The organism is Flavivirga aquatica, from assembly GCF_001747085.1.
In the GTDB taxonomy this organism is placed as follows: Bacteria; Bacteroidota; Bacteroidia; order Flavobacteriales; family Flavobacteriaceae; genus Algibacter_C; species Algibacter_C aquatica.
In genome coordinates, this window is record NZ_MDJD01000043.1 from 106815 (window position 1) to 124624 (window position 17810).

Annotated in this window: 13 protein-coding genes; 10 read left to right on the forward strand and 3 right to left on the reverse strand. The window is 31.0% G+C overall.

Annotated elements, in window-relative coordinates; all coding sequences use genetic code 11:
• The first annotated feature begins 542 nt into the window (after positions 1-542).
• Genes A8C32_RS09950 through A8C32_RS09965 form a run of 4 tightly spaced genes read left to right on the forward strand, consistent with a single transcriptional unit; the run spans position 543 to position 4107 of the window.
• The gene (locus tag A8C32_RS09950; protein ID WP_069830285.1) at positions 543-1940 is read left to right on the forward strand and encodes an arginine decarboxylase; all 1398 of its coding nucleotides are present in this window, start codon (positions 543-545) and stop codon (positions 1938-1940) included.
• Entirely contained in the window at positions 1930-2874 is a 945-nt protein-coding gene (speB, locus tag A8C32_RS09955; protein ID WP_069830286.1) for an agmatinase, read from the forward strand. Before A8C32_RS09950 ends, speB begins: the two co-directional genes overlap by 11 nt.
• Entirely contained in the window at positions 2864-3838 is a 975-nt protein-coding gene (locus A8C32_RS09960; protein WP_069830527.1) for a deoxyhypusine synthase family protein, read from the forward strand. The genes speB and A8C32_RS09960 overlap by 11 nt, the downstream gene beginning before the upstream one ends.
• 11 nt (positions 3839-3849) lie before the next feature.
• The gene (locus A8C32_RS09965) at positions 3850-4107 is read left to right on the forward strand and encodes a hypothetical protein (protein ID WP_069830287.1); all 258 of its coding nucleotides are present in this window, start codon (positions 3850-3852) and stop codon (positions 4105-4107) included.
• A 262-nt stretch (positions 4108-4369) separates the two neighbouring features.
• On the opposite strand, the gene A8C32_RS09970 is transcribed toward A8C32_RS09965, so the two are convergent.
• Positions 4370-4666: an isoamylase early set domain-containing protein gene (locus tag A8C32_RS09970; RefSeq protein ID WP_069830288.1), complete on the reverse strand. Its 297-nt coding sequence runs from the start codon at positions 4664-4666 to the stop codon at positions 4370-4372.
• 286 nt (positions 4667-4952) lie between these two features.
• Between A8C32_RS09970 and A8C32_RS19940 the strand changes: the two genes are divergently transcribed.
• From A8C32_RS19940 to lspA, 6 genes are all read left to right on the forward strand, one after another.
• Positions 4953-5879: a dihydrofolate reductase gene (locus A8C32_RS19940; protein WP_083253312.1), complete on the forward strand. Its 927-nt coding sequence runs from the start codon at positions 4953-4955 to the stop codon at positions 5877-5879.
• A gap of 384 nt (positions 5880-6263) precedes the next feature.
• Positions 6264-8747 (forward strand): DUF2339 domain-containing protein, encoded by a 2484-nt coding sequence (locus A8C32_RS09980; RefSeq protein WP_069830289.1) that lies wholly within the window; start codon positions 6264-6266, stop codon positions 8745-8747.
• Positions 8707-9960 carry a discoidin/SUN/FTP domain-containing protein gene (locus A8C32_RS09985; protein ID WP_123803385.1) on the forward strand — a complete coding sequence of 418 codons (1254 nt, stop codon included), beginning with the start codon at positions 8707-8709 and terminating at the stop codon, positions 9958-9960. Before A8C32_RS09980 ends, A8C32_RS09985 begins: the two co-directional genes overlap by 41 nt.
• A gap of 69 nt (positions 9961-10029) precedes the next feature.
• Positions 10030-11586, forward strand: coding sequence for an NAD(P)/FAD-dependent oxidoreductase (locus tag A8C32_RS09990; protein WP_069830291.1), 1557 nt, complete (start codon positions 10030-10032; stop codon positions 11584-11586).
• A 115-nt stretch (positions 11587-11701) separates the two neighbouring features.
• The gene (gene fabD, locus A8C32_RS09995; RefSeq protein ID WP_069830292.1) at positions 11702-12583 is read left to right on the forward strand and encodes an ACP S-malonyltransferase; all 882 of its coding nucleotides are present in this window, start codon (positions 11702-11704) and stop codon (positions 12581-12583) included.
• A gap of 8 nt (positions 12584-12591) precedes the next feature.
• A complete protein-coding gene (gene lspA, locus A8C32_RS10000; protein WP_069830293.1) occupies positions 12592-13098 on the forward strand; it encodes a signal peptidase II in 507 nt (168 codons plus the stop codon).
• A 60-nt stretch (positions 13099-13158) separates the two neighbouring features.
• Here the strand turns inward: lspA and A8C32_RS10005 are convergent, their stop codons facing one another.
• Both A8C32_RS10005 and A8C32_RS10010 read right to left on the reverse strand, forming a co-directional pair.
• Positions 13159-14619, reverse strand: a complete 1461-nt coding sequence (locus A8C32_RS10005) for a RagB/SusD family nutrient uptake outer membrane protein (protein ID WP_069830294.1) — start codon at positions 14617-14619, stop codon at positions 13159-13161.
• 13 nt (positions 14620-14632) lie between these two features.
• Entirely contained in the window at positions 14633-17758 is a 3126-nt protein-coding gene (locus tag A8C32_RS10010; protein ID WP_083253313.1) for a SusC/RagA family TonB-linked outer membrane protein, read from the reverse strand.
• Positions 17759-17810 lie beyond the last annotated feature (52 nt).

Here is a 17810-nt window from a genome sequence, read left to right on the forward strand (position 1 = left end):
ACAGATATTCTCTTCATTACTAATTTATTAATTTGCCATGTTAAAGATTATGAGCCATGGTATTACTTTTGTTATTTCTTAATATAAAATAGCTTAGGCCTTTGTGCTTGCTATAGTTTTTGCGTAAGGGATAGTAGTGAAAATCCTTTTTGTGAGGAACGAGCAAAAAGATTGTAACGTATAGCCCGACCTTTAGGTTACGCCCTAATAAATTTTTAAAGTTTCCGAAAAATTTTTCTTTCAAAAAAGTTAATATTTCAAATTTTTATATTTCATTTGTAATATTATTAGCTGAACAGATTGAAACATGTTTCTTTGTTCGGGCTTTTGGAAATTAGGAAGTCATATTCAAAAGCAGCTTATGGGATAAGTAACCGAATTTTAAAGCTAACTTCCGTTTTATCCATTAATGCTAACCAGCATAGTTATAACTTTGTACCTACTACACGAAGACAAATTCGTATTTGATATCATTTATTTTTCATTGGCTTAACTCTAAGTTAACCTGTCGTTTACATCTTTAACTTTTTTTTGAAAAATAAATGAATACTAAATATATTGATTTAATCAATCAAACTTTTGATTTCCCACAAGAGGAATTTAAATTAAAAAATAGGGCATTGGAATTTCATGGAGTCAACCTTATGGATTTGGTTGAAACTTATGGTGCACCCTTAAAATTTACATATTTACCGCAAATATCTAATAATATTAATAAAGCTAAGCAATGGTTTGCAGATGCAATTAAAAAGAACAATTACAAGGCTAATTATAGCTATTGTTATTGTACAAAAAGTTCTCATTTTAAGCATGTGCTGAATGAGGCATTAAAGAATGATATTCATATAGAAACATCATCTGCTTTTGATATTGATATTGTTGAAAACCTGAAAGTTCAAGGGAAAATAACAGATGAAACATTTGTAATATGTAATGGTTTTAAACGAGCACAATACATTACTAATATTTCAAGATTGATAAATGAGGGACATAAAAATTGCATTCCTATTATTGATAATTATGAGGAGATAGATTTACTGTCTCAGGAAATTGATGGTGAATTTAATGTAGGTATTCGTATAGCGTCTGAAGAAGAACCTAAATTTGAATTTTATACTTCCAGATTAGGAATAGGCTATAAAAATATAGTGCCTTTTTATGAGAGTCAATTGAAAGAAAACAATAAGATTAATCTTAAAATGCTTCATTTTTTTATTAATACGGGTATTCGTGATAATGCTTATTATTGGAATGAATTAGCGAAGTGTTTAAAGGTGTATACGCGCTTAAAAAAGATTTGTCCATCTTTAGATAGTTTGAATATTGGAGGTGGGTTTCCTATTAAAAACTCATTAGCTTTTGATTTTGATTATGCATATATGGTTGATGAAATTATCAATCAAATAAAAGCAGTTTGCGAGGAAGAAGATGTAGATGTGCCAAATATATTTACCGAGTTTGGAAGCTTTACGGTAGGAGAGAGTGGAGGTGGAATATATGAGGTGTTGTACCAGAAACAACAAAATGACCGCGAAAAGTGGAATATGATTAATTCGTCATTTATAACCACTTTACCAGATACTTGGGCTATAAATAAACGTTTTGTTATGTTGCCAATAAATAGGTGGGATGATAGCTATGAGCGTGTTTTACTTGGTGGTTTAACATGCGATAGCGATGATTATTACAATAGTGAGCAGCATATGAATGCGATATACTTACCAAAATACAATAAAAAGAAACCATTATATATTGGATTTTTTAATACAGGAGCTTACCAAGAAACCATAGGTGGTTATGGAGGTTTGCAACATTGTTTAATACCGTCGCCCAAACATATTTTAATAGATAAAGATGAAGATGGAAATACTACAACACAATTATTTAGCGAACAACAAAAAAGTGAAGACTTACTTAAAATTTTAGGTTATGCAAACTAAAACTTATGCTGGAATTCCAGAAGAATATGCGAAATTAGAAAGTGCAAAAATTGTTTTAATACCTGTGCCTTATGATGGTACAAGTACATGGCAAAAAGGTGCCGATAAAGGTCCAGATGCATTTTTAGATGCATCGGAAAATATGGAACTTTATGATATTGAAACAGATACTGAGGTATATAAACAAGGCGTGCATTTAGTAGATGCTGTTACAGAAGCTACATCTCCAGAGGCTATGGTGGATGCAGTACACCATATTACAAAAAAACATATTAAAAAAAATAAATTCGTTACCATTTTTGGAGGAGAGCATTCCGTGTCTATAGGAACCATTCGTGCTTTTAATGAAATGTATCCAAACCTAACTGTTTTACATATTGATGCGCATGCAGATTTACGAGCAGAATATGAAGGTTCTACATGTAATCACGCTTGTGCCGTTTATGAAGCGAGTCAAACTACAAATTTAATTCAGGTAGGAATTCGTTCTATGGATATTATTGAAAAAACAATAATGGACGAAGAAAAAACCTATTTTGCTCATGAAATGGCTGTTGATGATACTTGGATGGATTCGGCAATAGATCAAATGACAGATAATGTATTTATTACTTTTGATTTAGATGCGTTAGACCCTTCAATTATGCCAAGCACAGGTACTCCAGAACCAGGAGGTTTGTTTTGGTACGAAACTTTAGGATTTTTAAAACAAGTATTTTCTGAAAAAAATGTTGTTGGATTTGATATTGTAGAGCTTTGTCCTAATGAGAAAGAAAAATCTTCAGATTTTTTAGCTGCAAAATTGTATTATAAGATGTTAAGTTATAAATTTATAGGTGAAGTTTCTGGAGATTATTATTATGATAATAATACTTACGATAATATAAAACAAAAGAGTAATATTTCTAAATTTAGTGATGATGATGAATACTAAAGGGCCTATTTCTCAATTTATAGAAAAACATTATTTGCATTTCAATGCTGCAGCCTTAGTAGATGCCGCAAAAGGCTATGAAGACCAATTGAATTCTGGTGCAAAAATGTTAGTTTCTCTGGCAGGAGCAATGAGTACAGCAGAATTAGGTAAAAGTTTTGCGGAAATGATTAGACAAGATAAAGTACAAATTATTTCTTGTACTGGTGCTAATTTAGAAGAAGATATTATGAATTTGGTAGCACATTCTCACTATAAACGTGTGCCAAATTATCGAGATTTAACTCCGAAGGAAGAATGGGATTTGTTGGAAAAAGGGTTAAATAGAGTTACAGATACTTGTATTCCAGAAGAAGAAGCATTTAGACGTTTGCAGGAACATATTTTTAAAATATGGAAAGAAGCTGATGATAAAGGTGGGCGTTATTTACCACATGAATTTATGTATGAAATGTTATTGTCTGGCGTGCTTGAGCAATATTATGAAATAGATTTAAAAGATTCATGGATGTACGCTGCAGCAGAAAAAAACTTACCCATAGTTGTCCCTGGTTGGGAAGATAGTACTATGGGGAATATTTTTGCTAGTTATGTTTTAAAAGGAGAACTAAAAGCAAGTACGGTAAAATCTGGGATAGAATATATGACCTTTTTAGCAGACTGGTATACCGAAAATTCTAAAAATGGTATTGGCTTTTTTCAAATTGGAGGAGGTATAGCTGGAGATTTTCCTATATGTGTGGTTCCAATGTTGTATCAGGATATGGAACGTACAGGTACGCCGTTTTGGAGTTATTTTTGTCAGATAAGTGATTCCACAACTAGCTATGGATCGTATTCCGGAGCAGTACCGAATGAGAAAATTACTTGGGGAAAATTGGATATTGAAACCCCAAAATATATTATAGAAAGTGATGCTACTATTGTAGCTCCATTAATTTTTGCATACTTATTAGACCTATAAAACCAAATAATATGTTACGTAAAATTGTAGATTACAAAAAATTAAATGAAGATATATTAAACCTTCTTGTTGAAAAATTTCCAGATGGATACGATGACGACGATATTGTTTCTTTTAGAAATATTAAGAATGAAGTTATTGAAGCTGTCGAGGTAAAGACCGAAGATACTATTTATTTAGTTAAAGTTGGTAAAAGACTTGTTCAAGCAATGGCAGATTTTGGTGATGACATTGAAACATCTGATGATGTAGATTTTGAAAAGGAGTAATGAACCTACTAATTATATAAATTTGTATGCTGTAATCTCTTTTTTGTAAGTGTGCTAGTTTCTTTTAATTAACAGCTAGATAGTTGCGTAACTTAATATAAATACTATTTGATAAAATATTTAAGCCATGCCCATAAATAATGATACATGTTTATGGACATGGTGTCTTTAATAGAAGTAGTGTTGACTACAAATACAAGTACCAAAAAATACTTCCTACTTAAAGAAAGCACTTAATTTATATATATTTTAATGTGATTGATTAAATGTTTAATATACCGTTTTCCGATGCTGCATAATCGTTCCATGTATAAGCATCTGCCTCTGCATCGTTAACATAAACACCATCAACAATATACTTAAATTCGTAAGACTTATCCTTGTCTAAGTCTAATGTTCCTTTAAACGTTCCATTTTTTAGCTTCTTTAAAGGAGTTACATTAGTATTCCATTCATTAAAAGTACCTACAACAGCTACTTCGTTAGCCTCTTCAGCAGGCAATGAGAATGTTACTTTACAGATAGGTTTACTTTTTAAATATTGTTTTGTGATAGCCATAATTATTTATTTGTGTTATTTGTACTACAAATATACAAAAGAAATTTATACATTGCATTGTTATAAAGGTATTTAGGTTAAGAATTATCAATTTGTTAATATGAGTTTACATAAAATTAAAGTATGATAAAAAATGATGATACATTTATGTTATTTCTAAAAGGTTTAATATATTAAACCTAATTTTAAAAGGCTTTTAAGGAAAAGATTAAGCATTTGTTGCTTTTTAGATGAAACAGTAACTCAGTAAAATGTTTTAACTTTACAGTAATTATTTATAGCATATATGTTTAGTAAAAAGAAACCTACACCACAAATAGATAAAGATCAGTTAGAATTAATTGAAAATGCTCAAAATCGTATCAAACAAAAAAAACGTTTATATATTCATTTTGTTTTCTTTTTAATAGGTGCAGTTTTTTTAATAGTAGCAAATACAGTTTTAGGCATAGGGAAAGATTTTAAAATATTAGGTAAAGAATGGTTTTTGTTTGCAATTTTAGCGTGGCTATTCCTTTTTGTTTATCATTTATTTAATGTTTTTGTTACTTATAAATTTATGGGTAAAGCATGGGAAAAAAAACAGTTAGATAAACTAGTTGCTAAACAACAGTTGCGTATTGAAAAATTAAAAAAAGGATTTGTAAAAGAAGAAACCTTAATAGCTCAAAGTGAGGTTTATAATGAGCCAAAACCTCAAAAAGAAAAGACGAATAGTCCAAAACAGGAACTTACTATTATTGTTGCAGCTGCAGAGAATGATGCTATTGGTAAGGATAATAAATTGATTTGGCATTTAAGTGACGATTTAAAACGATTTAAAAATTTAACGAATGGGCATCATATCATTATGGGGCGAAAAACGTTTGAAAGTTTTCCTAAGCCATTGCCAAATAGAACTCACGTTGTTATAACAAGACAAGATAACTATAAGGTACCAGAAGGTGTTATTGTTGTTAATAGTTTAGAAGATGCTATTGATGCCTCGAAAAAAGATTTGAATCCATTTATTATTGGTGGTGGAGAAATTTATAAGCAAGCGTTGTTAGTGGCTAATAAAATTGAATTAACACGAGTACATGACAGTTTTGAAGCTGATACATTTTTCCCTAAAATTGATGCTTCCATATGGGAAGAAACTTCAAATGTTTCACACTCAAGAGACGAAAAACATGATTATGATTTTTCATTTTTAACTTATATAAGGAAATAGTTTTTGTGAAATAAACAGTGTGGATTTATAAAATAAACAGAAATCTATTCCATAAGATTTAAGTTATAGTCTGCACAAAATTAGATAACTACGATTTTAAAAGTAATATTAAAAGTCAGGCTAAAATAAAGCACCAAAAAAATTGGCTTTTAGCAAGTTGTTTTTGTAGAGAAGTTGTAGGAGTTATAGGGCTTTTAAAACTAATAAATGGCCAAAAAAAATATCAGACACACTAGCCAGTTGTATATAAACAAAAATAACTATTTTGTTTGTATATGTTATTTATATAATTGATTTTAAGTATTATAAGTCGGGTTTTATGCGTATAAAATTTATTTATTTATAAAAACTTACATTTGGTGTTTAAAAGTAAAAAATACTTCTATGACAGGATTTTTATTTGTTGTACTTATTGTGTTTCTATTTATTGTAAATAATAATATAAATACAAAATTCAAGAAATTAGGTAATACCATTGATGGTTTAAATGAAAGAATAAAACATCTACAAAATAAAATAGTTTCTCAAGAGCGAATTATCGAAAAGAAAAAAGAAACTAGTGTAGAACAACCTAAAATATCTAAACCATTAGAAGATATTATAAAGCCTGTTGTAGAAAAGCCTCAAGTTATTATGCCTAAAGAGGAAAAAATAAGAAAACCTATTCCAGATAGTACTACGAAAATCTACTCTCCTGTAAAGGAAAAATCAATACAAAGTAGACCGAAAGTAAAACAGAGACCTAAAAAATCGTGGATAGAAACCTTTAAGGAGAAGAATCCTGATTTAGAAAAATTTATAGGTGAAAACCTAATAAATAAAATAGGAATCCTAATATTAGTATTAGGGATAAGTTTTTTTGTAAAATATGCTATCGATAAAGACTGGATAAATGAACCAGCAAGAGTGGGTATTGGTATTTTATGTGGTGCATTGGTTATGGGAATAGCCCATAAACTAAAGAAAAACTATGCGGCATTTAGTTCTGTTTTAGTGGCTGGAGCTATTAGTATATTTTATTTTACCATTTATATAGCGTTTCATGAATACCAGTTGTTTAGTCAAACGGTAGCTTTTATTATTATGGCTATTATTACTGCATTTAGTGCATTGGTCTCTGTCTCTTATAGCCGTCAAGAGCTTGCTGTTTTATCATTAATAGGTGGTTTTGCAGCGCCTTTTATGTTAAGTACAGGTGAAGGAAACTATGTGGTGTTATTCTCATATATAGCTATTCTAAATATAGGTATGTTAGCTATCTCTTATTTTAAGAAATGGAAAATAGCAACGATACTAGCATTTGTTTTTACCATGGTATTATTTAATAGCTGGTGTTTAATAGAAATTGGAAAATCTATATTTTCTTATGCAGGAGCGTTAACTTTCGCAACCTTATTCTACTTTATATTTAGTATCACCATTGTTTTAAACAACCTTAGAAATAAAGGTGTGTTTTCAACTATTGAGTATTTTATTTTGGTAGCAAACACCTTCTTTTTCTTTGGTATAGGAATGACTATTCTTAAAAGTTGGGATTCCAATTTTACAGGATTGTTTACGCTATTATTGGCGGTTTACAATATTGTATATGCAGCTATTCTTTATAAGAAATTTGGATTAGATAAAAATGCGATATACCTTTTAATAGGTTTAGCGTTAACTTTTGTTACACTTACAATTCCTATCCAGTTTGAAGGCAATCAAATTACTTTATTTTGGGCAGCAGAAGCTGTATTATTACTTTGGTTGTCTCAAAAATCGAAGATTAGTGCTTTTAAATTAGGTGCTGTTATTGTGCAAGTATTGACGCTTGTTAGTTTGGTATTAGATTGGAGAGTATATAATGCTAGTGAAGCACTTTCTATAATCTTAAATCCTGTATATATTGCTGGGTTAATTGTTAGTATTTCTTTATTTATTACCTATTGGTTGTTAAAAAAGGAAGGAAATATTAAAACGAAGTTTTTTACATTAGGTATCAACCTTTATAAGGTTGCTGTTTTAATAAGTGCTATTATTATAACATATGTTACAGGAATCTTAGAGGTGAACTATCAAGCCTTCCAGTTTTTAGAAAATCATATTTCTGCTTTATCTTTTTCTGTAACTTATCATTTTATATTTATTGCTATTTTATTGTTTTTATCTTCAAGATTTAAGTATGCTTTTATTACCAAGGGTTTATTACTAATTAGCAGTATTTCAATATTACTATATATTATTAAATTCTACGCATTTCCAAATAATGAAATGATAGAGAATTTTGTAAATAGTACAACTACCAAATATGCTTTTTATTTTCATTATATTATTTTAGGTTGCTTAATTTATTTTGGATATCAATTATTCCGTAATGCAAGTTTGTTATTCAAAACAAATCAAAATAAATGGTTAGCCTGGGTTTTCGCTTTTGCTATTGTGTATGTATTAAGTAATGAAATCATGGTACATGGTTTACATTTTACAAATGCCTCTATAAATATAGCAGAACTAGGAGAAAAGTTCCCAAGTTCAGATAAGGACTCATATTCTAAAACTTACTTTATAGAAGGAGAAGTCGATAATATGCAAGCTCAAATTTCAAAAATAGGGTATCCTATACTTTGGGGCATATTTTCATTTGTATTCCTAATTATAGGTATAAAAAAACAATGGAAAGACCTTAGAGTTATTGCGCTCTCATTATTAGGACTAACCATAGTAAAATTATTTGTGTACGATATTAAAAATGTTTCTGAAACAGGAAAGATTATAGCCTTCATTCTTCTTGGTGTTTTAATACTGGTTATTTCCTTTGTATACCAAAAAATTAAAAAATTAATCATTGATGAAACACCCGAAAATGAAAATGACCATGAAAATATATAATCTTTTAATTGTTTTATTTACAGTTTCAGCTAGTTTTAGTCAAAATTATAAAGGAACAATAAGCGTCATAGAACAAGATGGTTTACATAAAATCATGCTTACACCAGAAGTGCGTTCTGCAAGTCATGACAATTTCAACTTTTTAAGAGTTAATACTTTTGATAAAAGAGAAGTGCCTTATGTTTTATTTTATAATACGGATAAAACGTTTTCAACATTTTCACCTATTGAAATTGCATCAAAAAAAGTTATTAAAGATTCTGTAAGTTCTTTTATCATAGAAAATATAAAAGGACAAAAGCAAGATCATATAACATTACAGATAGTTAATACAAAGGTTAGTAAAAGTTACGATGTTTATGGTAGCGATAATGGGAATGATTGGTTTGGATTAGCCGCTAATAAAAGGTTAACCTCTATAAATTCACCAAACAAGACAACTGTAGAGAAAACAATTTATTTTCCTCTAAACGCTTATAAGTTTTTACGGATTAATTTTAACGATAAAAATTCGTTACCTATCAATGTTCTTGGAGCTGGTACTTATAAAAGTAAGTTCTTTATTCAAGATGCTATTGAGATAGAATTCTTTAAACAAGAGGTTGTTTTTTTAAAAGAAAAAAAAGTAACACAAATTAGGTTTACAGCTCCTAATACTCATAAAATCAATGCGATTTCATTTAAAGTTAATACTCAGTTTTTTCTACGTGATGCCAAAATCGTTGTAGAAAAAACACGTAAAATCAAAAAACGAATAGAGACTTATAACCAGGTGTTAACATCTTTTCAATTAAATTCAAAAAATAAAAACAGCTTTGTATTTAATAATTTAAATGAAAAAGAATTCATTATTGAAATTGATAATCAAGATAACCCGCCTTTAGATATAGATAATATCGCTTTATTACAAAAACCGGTATATCTTGTTTCTAATCTAAAAAAGGAAGAAGCCTACAAGATTTTAATAGACTCAACATTATCTAAACCCTCTTACGATTTAGGTAATTTTATTTCTAACAAAACGGCTAATATAGAAGAGGCTTCTATTTCTAATTTTTTAAAGGTTAAAAAGGAAATAGTAGTTTCAAAAGGCAAAATATTTTGGCAAACGCCTCTTTTTATGTGGATTTGTATTGCTTTAGGTGGAATTATTGTGGTTTATTTTGCTATTGGATTGCTAAGGGATATTGGAAATCAAGAGAAAAATCTTTGATGTATTGTGATTAACCTTCTTAAAATTCTTTTTTCAAATCTCTTGCTACATTTTCAGTAATTTTGCGTTATGATAAAAGAGATACAACTTCGAGTTACACTTAAAGAGGAAGAACGTAGTGATATATTAGTTTTAAAATCGGCAATAGCTTTAGACATAGATAAAGAAGATATTACTGGTGTTAAGGTACTTCGTAAATCTATTGATGCCAGGAAACCTAAAATTATATTAAACTATAAGGTTGCTGTTTATATACGAGAAGTTTTACCTAAAAACTCAGAATACCAATTTGATTATAAAGACGTTTCAAAAGCCAAACCGATCCATATTATAGGTTTTGGCCCTGCAGGTATGTATGCTGCATTACGTTGTATAGAACTTGGTTTTAAACCTATCGTTTTGGAACGCGGAAAAAATGTACAAGACCGTAGACGCGATTTAAAAGCCATTAATCAAGATCATTTTGTTAATGAAGATTCTAACTATTGTTTTGGTGAAGGCGGAGCAGGTACTTATAGTGATGGTAAACTATATACTCGTAGTTTAAAACGTGGTGATGTACGTAGAATATTTGAAAACCTTGTTTTCCATGGAGCTACAGATCAAATTTTAGTTGATGCGCATCCACATATTGGGACAAACAAACTGCCTAAAGTTGTACAAAACATTCGTGAAACTATTCTAAATTATGGTGGTGAAATTCATTTTGAAACACGGGTTACAGATTTTAGTATAAAGGATAATAAAATACAAGCCATTCAATTACAAAACGGTAATGAAATGATTGCTGAAAAAGTCATTTTAGCAACAGGTCATTCTGCTAGAGATTTATTTTATTTGTTACATAAAAAGAATATTGCTTTAGAAGCTAAATCTTTTGCAATGGGTGTGCGTGTAGAACACCCACAATATATTATTGATTCAATACAATATCATTGTAGTGGTGAACGCCATGAATTACTTCCTGCTGCTTCTTATGGTTTAGTACAGCAAGTAAAAGAACGTGGTGTATATTCATTTTGTATGTGCCCAGGCGGGTTTATTGTGCCTGCGGCAACAGCAAATGATGAAGTGGTTGTAAATGGCATGTCGCCTTCAAAAAGGAATAACTTATTTGCTAATTCGGGTATTGTAGTAGAGATTAATGTAGATACCGATTTACATAAATATGAGAAATTTGGTGTTTTAAAAGGTTTGGAATATCAGAAAAGCCTTGAACGTTTAGCATTCACTGCTGGAGGAAGAAGTCAAGTAGCTCCTGCGCAGCGATTAACCGATTTTGTAGAAGGAAAGCTGTCTGCAGATTTAAATCCTAGTTCTTATCAGCCAGGGTTGAAATCGGCACCATTGCATTCCTTATTACCTAAGTTTATAGGAGGAAGATTACGAAAAGGATTTGAAGCTTTCGGAAAAAAAATGAATGGCTATTATACCGAAGAAGCTAATATCGTTGGTGTAGAATCTAGAACGTCTTCACCAGTATCTATTCCTAGAAATGAACAATTAGAACACCCACAAATATCAAACTTATATCCTTGTGGAGAAGGTGGTGGTTATGCTGGAGGAATTATTTCGGCAGCTATGGATGGAGAACGATGTGCAGAAGCGGCAATTGTTGGATTATAAATGGAAGATTAAAGAAAATTATTCTACAATGTTTTTTAAAGTTTGATCCCTTAAACCTAAGTAATCCACCTTCTAAAAAATATTCCTATTTTTGCTCCACTAAAAACTAATCAACATGAACGCATATATATTTCCTGGCCAGGGGGCTCAATTTTCAGGAATGGGTTTAGATCTTTATGAAAACTCACCTCTAGCTCAAGAACTATTTGAAAAAGCTAATAGTATTCTTGGGTTTAACATTACAGATACAATGTTTGAAGGTTCTGCAGAAGACCTCAAAGAAACCAAAGTTACGCAACCTGCTATATTTTTACATTCTGTAATTTTAGCTAAAACTTTAGGGGATACATTTAAATCTGATATGGTTGCAGGACACTCGCTTGGGGAGTTTTCGGCATTAGTAGCAAATGGTGCTTTAAATTTTGAAGACGGTTTAAAATTAGTATCTCAACGTGCTTTAGCTATGCAAAAAGCATGCGAAATACAGCCAAGTACTATGGCTGCTGTTTTAGGCTTAGATGATAACATTGTTGAAAAAGTATGCGCTAAAATACAAGGTGTTGTGGTTGCTGCAAATTATAACTGTCCTAGTCAATTAGTGATTTCTGGAGAAGTTGAAGCTATAAACAAAGCTTGTGAAGCTTTAAAAGAAGCAGGTGCTCGTCGTGCCTTAGTATTGCCAGTTGGAGGTGCATTCCATTCGCCTTTAATGGAGCCTGCTCGTGAAGAATTAGCAGCAGCTATTGAAAACACGATATTTAGCAAACCTAATTGCCCTATTTATCAAAATGTAACAGCTAATGCAGTGATTGATGAAAGCGCTATAAAAGCAAATTTAATTTCTCAATTAACAGCACCAGTACGTTGGACACAATCTGTACAACAAATGATTACAGATGGTGCCACTTTATTCACAGAAGTTGGTCCAGGAAAAGTACTTCAAGGTTTAGTAAAGAAAATTAATAGAGAAGCACAAACTGCTTCTGCAACTTTATAAGTCTAATTATGAAATCATTAAAAAGAACTATTTATATTATACTAGTTATTGTTTTAACAATTGCTGTCGATCAAATTTCAAAAGTACTTGTTAGAGCAAATATAAACGGTAGAACGGATATTAGTCCAAGTGAACGCATTCCTATAATTGGTGATTTTTTTACTATGATGAATGTAGAGAATACAGGTGCTTTTCTTGGTATGGGTAATGATTTAAATCCTACTTTAAGAATTATCTTGTTACTTATTTTACCTATTGTAGTTCTTGGGTTGGTATTGCGTCATATATTAAAAGATAAAACCCTAGATAATTTATCACTTTTTGCTTTTGCTAGTATTATAGGTGGAGGTATAGCTAATGTTTATGATAGAATAGTATATGGCTCTGTAACAGATTTTTTATTTATAGATTTAGGAGGCGTTTTTAAAACAGGTATTTTTAACATGGCAGATTTGTCTGTTACCATTGGAATGATAATACTAGTTATTATGAGTTTTAAAAAAAGAAAACAGTAGTATAAAACATTAAAAAAAACAGAGAAAATCAAGCTTCTCTGTTTTTTTAATATTCACTTATTATTGATTTAAGCTTTCATCCATATTTGGGTTAGCATCAATTTCAGATTGTGGTATATTTAAATAAAATAATTCACTATCTGCTGGAACACTAATAGGAACTCTATGTTCTGGATCTCTATTAATTGACCTTCTTAATCTTTTAGAATCAAACCATTCTATTCCAGTTTCTCCGTACAATTCTTTTCTTCGTTCTAATAAAATTTCGTCCATTAGAGCATTTCCTGTATTTGTAGATAATACTGCATTGGGATCTCTTTCTTTTTGTAATGTGAAGAGTAAGTCTTTAGCTTCTGTTTCATTCCCTAAGTTGTATTGTGCTTCAGCATCAATAAGTACCATTTCAGACTTTCTCATTAATGGAGCGTCTGAAGCAAATGTAAACTCAAATTTGGTTGTTACAAATTCTCTATATGGTGTTGTAGAATTATAAATATTAGAGAATAACTTTCTAACATCTGTATCGGAAAACGTATCTCTAAAATTAGTGTTTATATAGGTGGCTTGAAATGATAATGTTAAATGATCTATAAAAACATGTGGCGCCATCCAAAAGAAATTGGTTTCGTTGGAGCCATCTTGAAACATAGCCCATAACCAATCTTGATCTGTTAAGTCTGAAAATCCTTCTCCCCAATTTGATGATACAACCGCAGATGAAGCATTACCGCCATAAGCAGCTTTTGCTGAAGATGAAGCTAAATCCCAATCATCCTGAGTAACTAATAAAACCCTAGCTAGCATACCATTGGCAACCGATTTGTTAATATAACTCTTACCTAGTCTTTCTTCTGGTAAATCTAGAATCGCAGATTTGAGATCTGAAAGTATTAAAGCATAAACATCGTTTAATGAACTAGGCGGGTTCCCTTCTGATACAGCTGTAGCAGGTTCTGTGTAAATAGGGATTCTAGTACTGTTCTTATCGCTATTATAATTAGGAGCAAATTCTAAAGCTATTTGAAAATAATGAAATGCTCTTATAGCTTTACCTACAGCTGTAAATTCTTTTTTTGTTGCATCATCGAGATCACTTTTGGCTAAACCGTTAATTAAAGTATTGGCATAGTTTATTATTTCATAATTAAAAGTCCATGTAAAATTTGTTCTTCTAAATGAAGGACCTCTATTATCGTGAGCATAATCAAATCTGTAAAATGTTGGGGCTTGAATTAAATCATTTCCTTTAATGGTTCTGGCAAAATACATAGCGTATAATCCACCTGTATCTGGATCCGAATTATTTTCACCATCTGCTATATCATTGTCCCATTGCCCTTTATATCTATTATATATTCCAGTTATAAAAGCTTGTACTATGTCTCTATCTGTAAAAACGAATGATTCTGATATACCTCCAGTATTTTTAGGTTCGTCTAAGAACTCTTTAGAGCAGCTAGACAAAATAACGACTGCTATAATTAACAGAAAGCTTTTGTTTAATATATTATATGTTTTCATCTTCTTATATGTTTTAAAATTCTAAAAGGACTCCTGAAGTAATAGTTTTAGATAATGGTGACCTATTATTAGAGACGCCATTAAACGCTTGTTCTGGATCTATCCCTTTATGAGATTGCCATGTTAAAATATTATCGGCCTGCAGAAATATGCGAAATTTATTTAAACCTATTTTTTCAATTGTAGATTGTGGTAAGTTATAACCAAGGGTTAAACTTTTTAATCTAACATAATCGTTTTTAAATAAGAAACGTGTCGATCTAGATGCATGATCATTATTACTAGCAAGTAATAAAGGGACATCTGTAACATCTCCTGGGTTTTTCCATGCATTAAAATTATCTGGGTGAGCGCTTGCTCCTGGGTTTTCAAAAGGGTTTATAAGTGATGAATAATCGGTATCTAATAAATAAGCACCAAAGCTAAAATTGAATAGTAAATTTAAATCAAATTGTTTATACTTAACAAAAGATGTAAAACCGCCTTCAATGTCTGGTAAAGATGATTTTCCTATATCATACCTTGTAGCTTCTGCATAATTTTTTGTTGTTGCCTTATCACTAATGTTACCATCAGTATCAATTACATCCATATACCACATGCCACGACCATCTGTAGAATCTACTCCAGCCCATTCTCTTATAAAGAAATCGAAAATAGAACCACCAACAATATAACGCTTAGATCCTACTAAGGTTTCTTCTTGAGGTAGCTTAGTCCATTTATTTTTATTTAGAGAAAAATTGATGCCTGTAGTCCAGGTAAAATCATTAGTATTAAAGTTAATAGATCTTAAAGAAGTTTCCCAACCGTAATTTCTAATAGATCCAATGTTGGTAAGAACTTTATTTACGCCTAAAGAACTAGGCTTTGGTTTTTCTAAAATTAAATCAACAGATTCTTTATTATAATATTCTACTGTACCCGAAATAACACCATCAAATAATTCAAAATCAGTACCAATATTAAGAGATTCTACTTTTTCCCATCTTAAGTCGGCATCAGATATACCTTCTAGTAGTACCCCTGGATTTTCTTGGTTAACAAAACCAGTTTGAAATATAGACTGAAAAGGAAAGCGGCTTGTTGTTCTATTATTACCTAGTTCTCCATAAGAAGCTCTAAGCTTTAAGAATGTTAAAGTATTATTTTTACTTAAAAAAACCTCTTTGGATACAACCCAACTGGCTCCTCCTGCTAAAAAATCACCCCATCTTTTATTTTTATTAAAACGAGTGGATCCATCTCTTCTCCATGATAATTCGCCATAATATTTTTGATTAAAGTTATAGCCAACCCTACCTAAATAACTATTAATTCTAGAAGTAATTACGTTTCCTCCAATAGTTTCTGGTACTGTGCTGCCGTTTAAATCTTGAATACCAGGTAAAAACCCAGAGCCTTGGGATAGTAAATCATCCTGAGTATTAGTATATGCTTCTGTAATGGCATCTATAGAAATATTATGATTGCCAAAACTATTTGTATAATTTAATGTTTGAGTGGCATTTAATGTGGTTGTTAAATCTCTATTTTGAGAAACACGCCCTTGTACCCCTGATGCAGAACCAATTTTATCATCCTCAAAACTAAAAGAATCAAGAAGGTAGTTTTCAAAACTAAAACGTGTTTTAAATGTTAATCCATCAAAAAGTTTTATTTCGGCAAAAGCATTAGCTAAGTAGTTTGTTCTAACTCTTCTTTCTTTCCCTAATATTATAGTAGCTAAAAGATTTTCGCCACTAAAAACAGGTCTTGTGTTATTTACGGCTTGTCCAGTTACTAAACCATTACCTAAATCAAAAATCTGATTCCCTGAGGCATCCCTAATTAATTCGCCATTGGCATTTCGAGCATAAATGGGATAAATACTAGATAGTCCATAAATCCATGAAATTACTTGTGTTGTACTGCCACTTGTTTGGTCTGGATTACTTGAGTTAGAGCGCGAAAAACTTGAGTTAAGACCTACTTTAAGCCAATCATTTACTTGTGTTTCTAAATTTAGTCTTGACGATACTCTTTCAAAGTTTGAGGTGGTAACTGGACCATCTTCATTCAAATAATCGAAAGACATAAAATATCTGGTTTTTTCGCTACCTCCAGACATGCTAATATTATGATTTATTCTCAAATAATCTTCTCTAATAATTTCTTCCTCCCAATTTGAATTCCATAATAAGTTAGAGCCAGAGACCAAATTTCCATTTGTATCAATTGGATTGGTTGTATTGTATGGATTATAGCCTAAATAGTCAACTAATTGATTTGAAGCACTTGAAGCGGCTTCAGTTTCTGATTGTCCGTTTTCATACTGATTGGTGTTTTTTAAGGCTTGCCATGTTAATTTTAAATAGTCCTCTGGAGCATTTAAATCGTGAATTCCAACGGTTGGGTTAGACAGCCCTATTTGTGACTTGAACGTGATTCTTGGAGAGCCGTTTTTATGTCCTTTTTTTGTTGTAATTAATATAACTCCTCCAGACGCTCTTGATCCATATAATGCTGATGAAGAAGCATCTTTTAATACTGAAATTGATTCAATTTGGTCTTGACTTATAGTGCTAAGATTGGCATTAAAAGGCGCTCCATCTACTACAATTAAAGGACCTCTTTCTAAAATTTCGCTAGATATTCCTCTAATTCTAATAGTTGGATTATTTCCAGGTTGACCTCCTGCTGTTATTAAGCTTACTCCTGGAACAGCGCCCTGTAATGCTCTTAAGGGGGAAGTGACTTGTTGTGTTTCAATGTTCTTACTTGAAACAACGCCTACAGATCCCACTATAGATTCTCTTGTTTGCGATCCATAAGCTACAACGATAACTTCCTCAAGTGTTGTTGTGTCCTCATGCATTATAACATTAATTGTATTTGATGATTGAACAGTAATTTCTTGATTTGTATATCCCACAAAACTAAATACAAGTATTGCTCCTTGATTTACTTTGATTGAATATTTTCCATCAAAATCTGTTGAAGTTCCAATGTTTGAATTTTTAATTAGAACTGTTGCTCCCGGTAGTGGCAAGTTGTCTTTGTCTACAATCTTACCATAAATAGTTTTGTCTTGTGCAGACAATGATATTATGCAAAATACTATAAATACTAGAGTTAAATAGTAGTTTTTTACTTTCATAAGTAGATGTTTTTGAATTAGTCAATGCAGATTGAAAAAAGGTAGGAGGCGT

Bases quoted from the DNA above. Each gene is read 5' to 3' on its own strand.
- lspA (WP_069830293.1), top strand. From the start codon at position 12,592: ATGAAATCATTAAAAAGAACTATTTATATTATACTAGTTATTGTTTTA.
- A8C32_RS10010 (WP_083253313.1), bottom strand. From the start codon at position 17,758: ATGAAAGTAAAAAACTACTATTTAACTCTAGTATTTATAGTATTTTGC.
- fabD (WP_069830292.1), top strand. From the start codon at position 11,702: ATGAACGCATATATATTTCCTGGCCAGGGGGCTCAATTTTCAGGAATG.
- A8C32_RS09990 (WP_069830291.1), top strand. From the start codon at position 10,030: ATGATAAAAGAGATACAACTTCGAGTTACACTTAAAGAGGAAGAACGT.
- A8C32_RS10005 (WP_069830294.1), bottom strand. From the start codon at position 14,619: ATGAAAACATATAATATATTAAACAAAAGCTTTCTGTTAATTATAGCA.
- A8C32_RS09985 (WP_123803385.1), top strand. From the start codon at position 8,707: ATGAAACACCCGAAAATGAAAATGACCATGAAAATATATAATCTTTTA.
- A8C32_RS09965 (WP_069830287.1), top strand. From the start codon at position 3,850: ATGTTACGTAAAATTGTAGATTACAAAAAATTAAATGAAGATATATTA.
- A8C32_RS09970 (WP_069830288.1), bottom strand. From the start codon at position 4,666: ATGGCTATCACAAAACAATATTTAAAAAGTAAACCTATCTGTAAAGTA.
- A8C32_RS19940 (WP_083253312.1), top strand. From the start codon at position 4,953: ATGTTTAGTAAAAAGAAACCTACACCACAAATAGATAAAGATCAGTTA.
- A8C32_RS09980 (WP_069830289.1), top strand. From the start codon at position 6,264: ATGACAGGATTTTTATTTGTTGTACTTATTGTGTTTCTATTTATTGTA.
- speB (WP_069830286.1), top strand. From the start codon at position 1,930: ATGCAAACTAAAACTTATGCTGGAATTCCAGAAGAATATGCGAAATTA.
- A8C32_RS09960 (WP_069830527.1), top strand. From the start codon at position 2,864: ATGAATACTAAAGGGCCTATTTCTCAATTTATAGAAAAACATTATTTG.
- A8C32_RS09950 (WP_069830285.1), top strand. From the start codon at position 543: ATGAATACTAAATATATTGATTTAATCAATCAAACTTTTGATTTCCCA.